Below are 6,970 nucleotides of genomic sequence, written 5' to 3'. Positions count from 1 at the left end.
TTGAGGTTGCTTTGGATGAAGTTCATGCAGTGTTCCCGAATGGGCCAGGTGCCTAGAGGATAGGGACCGGGTTTCGACGCTGGCAAGCGGCAAAAGGCACACCTTCTGGCAGATATCTGCACAGGCAAAGAAAAAGCCCCGCATCCTCTCGGATACGGGGCTTTCAAGCTTCCACCCTTGGCGCGCACCTTTCGGCTTGTGGCCGGTGCCGCCCTCAGGCTTCGCCTATCAGGCCAGCGCCTCGCGCGGCTTGCCGAGCATGCGGTCGCAGGCGACGGCACCCACCAGGGTCACCACCGAAGGCACCAGCCAGGCCATGCCCGCATCGCTCAATGGCAGGTGCGCCAGGAAGTCCGGCAGCACATGGGCAATGCTGCTGCCCTTGATCGCGTCGACCATGCCAAACACCAGCGATACCAGCATTACCGGGGCCAGGATGCGGGTCGGCGAGTTCCACAGGTCCTTCACGAAGCTCAGGCCGACCACCACGATGCACGGTGGGTAGATGGCGGTGAGCACCGGGATCGAGAACATGATCAGCTTGGTCAGGCCCAGGTTGGAGATCAGCAGCGAGAAGCCGGCAAGGATCACCACCAGTGCGCGGTACGACAGCGGCAGGATCTGGCTGAAGTACTCGGCGCAGGCGCAGGTCAGGCCAACCGCAGTCACCAGGCAGGCCAGCGCGATCAGCACGGCCAGGAAGCCACTGCCCAGCGAGCCGAAGGTATGCTGCACGTAGGCATGCAGGACCGCCGCACCGTTGGTAGCGTCCGCCGCGATATCGTGGCTGGTGGCGCCCAGGCGGAACAGGCTGATGTACACCAGGGCCAGGCCGACACCGGCGATCAGGCCGGCGATGATGGCGTAGCGGGTAATCAGCTTCGGCGACTCGACACCGCGCGAGCGAATGGCGTTGACGATGACGATGCCGAACACCAAGGCACCCAGGGTATCCATGGTCAGGTAACCGTCGGAAAAGCCTTTGGAGAACGCGGCGGCGGCGTAGGCAGGCTGCGCTTCACCAATGGTCCCGGCTGGCAGCGCAAAAGCTGCAATACCCAATACGGCCAGGGCAATGATCTTCAACGGTGCCAGGAAGCGGCCCACGGTATCGAGCAGTTTGCCCGGATACATGGACACTGCCAGCACCACGATAAAGTACACCAGGCTGTAGATGAACAACGCCAGCGGGCTTTCACCGGTCAGCGGGGCCACACCTACTTCGAACGACACGGTCGCGGTACGCGGGGTGGCAAACAGGGGGCCGACCGACAGGTAGCACACGGCTGCCAGCAAGCCGCCGAAGAACTTGCCGATCGGGCTGCTCAGGGCATCCATGCCACCGCCGACCTTGGCCAGGGCGACCACGGTGATGACCGGCAGGCCCACCGCGGTAACCAGGAAGCCGAGGGCGGCCATCCACACGTGCGGGCCAGACTGCAGACCGACGATAGGCGGGAAGATGATGTTGCCAGCGCCTACGAAAAGCGCAAACGTCATAAAGCCAAGCGCCAGGATATCCTGGCCTTTGAGAACTTTCATTTAAGGTAGTACCACACTGCTGAAATCGGGATTCGAGAGGGGATTTCCCATTGGATGAGGGGAAATGCTGCCCGGCTTGATAGGCCAGACCCGTTTAGCGTGTCGTTCCCTTTTGGGGTACGGGCACAGAGTGAACACGTAATGTAACTGTTTTGTCAGTCAAACGCACTGGCACAGTGCTGCTTGTCCGATGTGCGTACATGTTTGTCGTCTGCGCGACCGTCAACAGTGGGAATTATCCTCGGATTGAAACATTCGTCTGTATGAAAATTCCTATCCAGGCAATCGAAAATTCCATGTTGTCTGCACCGGCCTCTTCGCAGGTAAACCCGCTCCCACAGGGAAATCACAAACCTAAAGGACTGTACGCTACCTGTGGGCGCGGGTTTACCCGCGAAGGGGCCGGTGCTGAATTTCACGAACCCAAAAACGACAGAGGCCACCCGAAGGTGGCCTCTGTGCGCGTGGGGGGTGTAGCAGTATTACTTCTTGGCTTCCCAGCCAGTCAGCTCGGCCAGGGCCTTGCCGATGTCAGCCAGGGAACGCACGGTCTTCACACCCGCGTCCTGCAGGGCGGCGAACTTCTCGTCCGCAGTGCCCTTGCCGCCGGAGATGATGGCGCCGGCGTGGCCCATGCGCTTGCCCGCAGGTGCGGTAACACCAGCGATATAGGAAACCACAGGCTTGGTGACGTGGGCCTTGATGTAGGCCGCAGCTTCTTCTTCAGCCGAACCGCCGATCTCGCCGATCATGACGATCGCTTCGGTCTTCGGGTCTTCCTGGAACAGCTTCAGGATGTCGATGAAGTTGGAGCCCGGGATCGGGTCACCGCCGATGCCGACGCAGGTCGACTGGCCGAAGCCGGCGTCGGTGGTCTGCTTCACAGCTTCGTAGGTCAGGGTGCCGGAACGCGAAACGATACCGACCTTGCCTGGCAAGTGGATGTGGCCTGGCATGATGCCGATCTTGCACTCGCCCGGGGTGATGACACCTGGGCAGTTAGGGCCGATCAGGGTCACGCCCAGCTCGTCGCACTTGACCTTGGCATCCAGCATGTCCAGGGTAGGAATGCCTTCGGTGATGCAGACGATCAGCTTGATGCCGCCGAAGGCCGCTTCCAGGATCGAGTCCTTGCAGAACGGAGCCGGTACGTAGATGACCGAAGCGTCAGCGCCGGTAGCTTCCACGGCTTCCTTGACGGTGTTGAACACCGGCAGGCCCAGGTGGGTGCTGCCACCCTTGCCTGGGGTTACGCCGCCGACCATCTTGGTGCCGTAGGCGATGGCCTGTTCGGAGTGGAAAGTACCTTGCGAGCCGGTGAAGCCCTGGCAGATGACTTTGGTGTCTTTATTGATCAGGACGCTCATTACTTGCCCTCCGCAGCTTTGACAACTTGTTGAGCAGCGTCGGTCAGGCTGGTTGCCGCAATGATGTTCAAACCGCTTTCTGCCAGTACTTTTGCGCCCAGTTCGGCGTTGTTGCCTTCAAGGCGAACGACGACCGGAACTTTCACGCCGACTTCTTTCACTGCACCGATGATGCCTTCGGCAATCATGTCGCAGCGAACGATGCCGCCGAAGATGTTGACCAGAACGGCCGCGACATTGCTGTCGGACAGAATGATCTTGAACGCTTCGGTAACGCGCTCTTTGGTAGCACCACCGCCAACGTCGAGGAAGTTGGCTGGCTTGCCGCCATGCAGGTTGACGATGTCCATGGTACCCATGGCCAGGCCGGCACCGTTGACCATGCAGCCGATGTTGCCTTCCAGCGCCACGTAGTTCAGCTCGAAGCTGGCAGCGTGGGCTTCACGAGGATCGTCCTGCGACGGGTCGTGGAAGGTTTTCAGCTTGGGCTGACGGTACATGGCGTTTGCGTCGATGTTGATCTTCGCATCCAGGCAGTGCAGGTCGCCGTCGGCCTTGATGACCAGCGGGTTGACTTCGAGCAGGGCGAGGTCGTGTTCTTTGAACAGCTTGGCCAGGCCTACGAAAATCTTGGCGAACTGTGCAACCTGCTTGCCTTCCAGACCCAGCTGGAATGCCAGTTCACGACCCTGGAACGGCTGAGCGCCGACCAGTGGATCGATAGTAGCCTTGATGATCTTCTCAGGAGTTTCGTGAGCGACTTTCTCGATGTCCACGCCACCTTCGGTGGAGGCCATGAACACGATACGGCGGCTCGAGCGATCGACTACAGCGCCCAGGTACAGCTCTTTGGCGATGTCAGTGCAGGATTCGACCAGGATCTTGGTCACTGGCTGACCGTTGGCGTCGGTCTGGTAGGTTACCAGGCGCTTGCCCAACCATTGCGCAGCGAACGCCTTGGCGTCTTCCTTGCTGCGAACCAGCTTGACGCCGCCCGCCTTGCCGCGACCACCTGCGTGAACCTGGGCTTTGACAACCCACTCGTTCCCGCCGATCTTGTCGCAGGCTTCTGCTGCAGCTTCAGGGGTGTCGACTGCGAAACCCTTGGAAACTGGCAGGCCGTATTCAGCGAACAGCTGCTTACCCTGATACTCGTGAAGATTCATGCTTTTTACCGTCTTCGTTAGGTACTGCGCTTCGGCGCTGCGCCATTACTGGCGCCGCACCACCTGTGACCGTTGACCCCGGGTTTTCCCGTGTGATCCGGTCCGGCGGACTTTCCGCGGTGAGTCATGCACGCAAGACTCACGACGGGCAGCCCGCCGTGGTTTCTTATAATTAACGCTTCTTACGGTTGGCCACGTGAATGGCGCCGCCATTCACCGCCAGCGCTGCTTCATGCAACGCTTCGGACAGGGTTGGATGGCTGAAGACCATCATGCCCAGGTCCTCGGCACTGGTGCCGAATTCCATTGCGATTGCGCCCTGCTGCACCAGTTCGGCAGCCGATGGGCCAATCACGTGTACACCCAGAACGCGGTCAGTCTTGGCATCGGCGATGACCTTGACGAAACCACCGGTGTCGTTGGCCGCCATCGCACGGCCGCTGGCAGCGAACGGGAAGGTGCCTACGTTAACCTCAACACCCTCGGCCTTCAAGGACTGTTCGGTCTTGCCGACCCATGCGATTTCCGGGTGGGTGTAGATAACCGAAGGGATCAGGTCGTAGTTCATCTGGGCCTTGTGGCCCTTGATGCGCTCAACCACCATGATGCCCTCTTCCGAGGCCTTGTGGGCCAGCATCATGCCGCGTACCACGTCACCGATGGCGAACACGCCCGGCACGCTGGTGGCGCAGTGATCGTCGACGAAGATGTAGCCACGCTCATCGATGGTCACGCCGCTGTCCGAAGCCAGCAGGTCGGTGGTCACCGGGCGACGGCCGACCGCAACGATCAGCTTGTCGAAGGTAATCTTCTGCTCGCCTTCGGCGTTGGTGTAGGTGACTTCGACTTCGTCGCCGTTGACTTTCGAGCCGGTGACGCGCGCACCCAGCTTGATGTCCAGGCCTTGCTTGGTCAGGGTCTTCTGGGCTTCTTTCGACACGGCGGTGTCGGCAGCCATCAGGAAGGTGTCCAGGGCTTCCAGGACGGTGACTTCAGCACCCAGGCGAGCCCACACCGAGCCCAGCTCCAGGCCGATGACGCCGGCGCCGATAACGCCCAGGCGCTTCGGTACGGTCTGGAATTCCAGGGCGCCGGTGGAGTCGACGATGACGTTCTGGTCGACCGGAGCCGGCGGAATGTCGATCGGACGCGAGCCGGAAGCCAGGATCACGTTTTCGGCTTCGATGACTTCGGTGGTGCCGTCAGCCTTGGTCACTTCGACTTTCTTGCCGGCCAGCAGTTTGCCGTGGCCCTGGATCGAAGTAACGCCATTGGCCTTGAACAGGGTGGCAACGCCGCCGGTCAGGTTCTTGACGATGCCAGCCTTGCGGCCAACCATCGCGGCCACGTCCATCTTCACTTCGCCAGTGGAGATACCGTGCACATTGAAGCTCTCTTTGGCTTCCTTGTACTTCCAGGAGCTGTCCAGCAGCGCCTTGGACGGGATGCAACCTACGTTAAGGCAGGTGCCGCCCAGGGCCAGCTTGCCCTCGCCGTCGGTGTATTTTTCGATACAGGCAGTCTTCAGACCAAGTTGGGCGGCCTTGATGGCAGCTACATAGCCGCCAGGACCTGCACCAATCACCACTACGTCGAATTTCTGGGTCATAAAAGATTCCTTATCAGCAACAAGCTACAAGCCAAAAGCTGCAAGCCTACACGCTTCTACTTGAAGCTTGCAGCTTGCAACTTGTGGCTGTTTGATTAGATGTCCAGCAGCAGGCGAGACGGATCTTCCAGCAGGTTCTTGATGGTGACCAGGAAGGTTACCGCTTCCTTGCCGTCGATCAGGCGGTGATCGTACGACAGCGCCAGGTACATCATCGGACGGATCACGACCTGGCCATTGATGGCCATCGGGCGCTGGATGATGTTGTGCATGCCGAGAATGGCGGCCTGCGGCGGGTTGACGATCGGGGTCGACATCATCGAACCGAAGGTACCACCGTTGGTGATGGTGAAGGTGCCGCCGGTCATTTCCTCGATCGACAGCTTGCCGTCACGGGCCTTCTTGCCGAAGGTGGCGATGCCGTTCTCGATTTCAGCCAGGCTCATCGACTCGGCGTTACGCAGTACCGGTACCACCAGGCCACGGTCGCTGGATACGGCAACGCCGACGTCGGCGAAGCCGTGGTAGACAATGTCGTTGCCGTCGATCGAGGCGTTGACTGCCGGGAAACGCTTCAGCGCTTCGGTGGCGGCCTTGACGAAGAACGACATGAAGCCCAGGCGCACGCCGTTGTGGGTCTTCTCGAACAGGTCCTTGTACTTCGAACGCAGGGCCATGACTTCGGTCATGTCGACTTCGTTGAAGGTGGTCAGCATGGCCATGTTCGACTGGGCTTCGACCAGGCGCTCGGCGATCTTGGCGCGCAGGCGGGTCATTGGCACGCGCTTCTCGGTGCGGTCGCCAGCGGCGGTCACAACCGGGGCTGCAGCGGCAGCGGCAGGCTTGGCAGCAGGAGCCGCGGCAGGCGCGGACTTCTTGTTGGCGACTGCAGCAACCACGTCTTCCTTGGTGATGCGACCACCTTTGCCGGTGCCGGCCACGGTAGCCAGGTCGATGCCGTTTTCTTCAGCCAGCTTGCGCGCGGCCGGGGCGGCAACCGGGTCGTCTTCGCCAGCGTCGGCAGCAGCGCCAGCCGGGGCAGCAGCGGCCGGGGCAGCAGCTGGGGCAGCAGCAGCGGCAGCGCCTTCAACGATCGAACCCAGTACTTCGTCGGACAGGACGGTATCGCCCTCGCCCTTGACGATGTCGCCCATCACGCCATCAGCGGTAGCCAGTACTTCCAGGACGACCTTGTCGGTCTCGATGTCGACGATCAGCTCGTCACGCTTGACGGCTTCGCCCGGCTTCTTGTGCCAGGTGGCAACGGTGCCATCGGCAACCGATTC

The 6,970-nt window shown here is 60.8% G+C and carries 5 protein-coding genes; all 5 read right to left on the bottom strand.

From position 1 onward, the window contains the following. Positions 1-228 precede the first annotated feature (228 nt). The gene (gene brnQ / locus HP546_RS23270) at positions 229-1,542 is read right to left on the bottom strand and encodes a branched-chain amino acid transport system II carrier protein (RefSeq protein WP_172230035.1); all 1,314 of its coding nucleotides are present in this window, start codon (positions 1,540-1,542) and stop codon (positions 229-231) included. A gap of 482 nt (positions 1,543-2,024) precedes the next feature. Then, entirely contained in the window at positions 2,025-2,909 is an 885-nt protein-coding gene (sucD, locus tag HP546_RS23265; RefSeq protein ID WP_172230032.1) for a succinate--CoA ligase subunit alpha, read from the bottom strand. Beyond that, positions 2,909-4,075, bottom strand: coding sequence for an ADP-forming succinate--CoA ligase subunit beta (gene sucC, locus HP546_RS23260; RefSeq protein WP_172230028.1), 1,167 nt, complete (start codon positions 4,073-4,075; stop codon positions 2,909-2,911). Before sucC ends, sucD begins: the two co-directional genes overlap by 1 nt. A gap of 172 nt (positions 4,076-4,247) precedes the next feature. Further along, positions 4,248-5,684 carry a dihydrolipoyl dehydrogenase gene (gene lpdA, locus HP546_RS23255; RefSeq protein WP_172230025.1) on the bottom strand — a complete coding sequence of 479 codons (1,437 nt, stop codon included), beginning with the start codon at positions 5,682-5,684 and terminating at the stop codon, positions 4,248-4,250. Between the two features lie 95 nt (positions 5,685-5,779). Continuing rightward, positions 5,780-6,970, bottom strand: a 1,191-nt coding sequence (gene odhB, locus HP546_RS23250) for a 2-oxoglutarate dehydrogenase complex dihydrolipoyllysine-residue succinyltransferase (protein ID WP_172230023.1), incomplete at its 5' end; no start/stop codon positions are given.

It is taken from the genome of Pseudomonas sp. CM25, from assembly GCF_013179705.1.
Lineage (GTDB): Bacteria > Pseudomonadota > Gammaproteobacteria > Pseudomonadales > Pseudomonadaceae > Aquipseudomonas.
The sequence above is the reverse complement of the archived record's forward strand: the minus strand, read 5'-3'. Positions and strand labels throughout refer to the sequence as shown.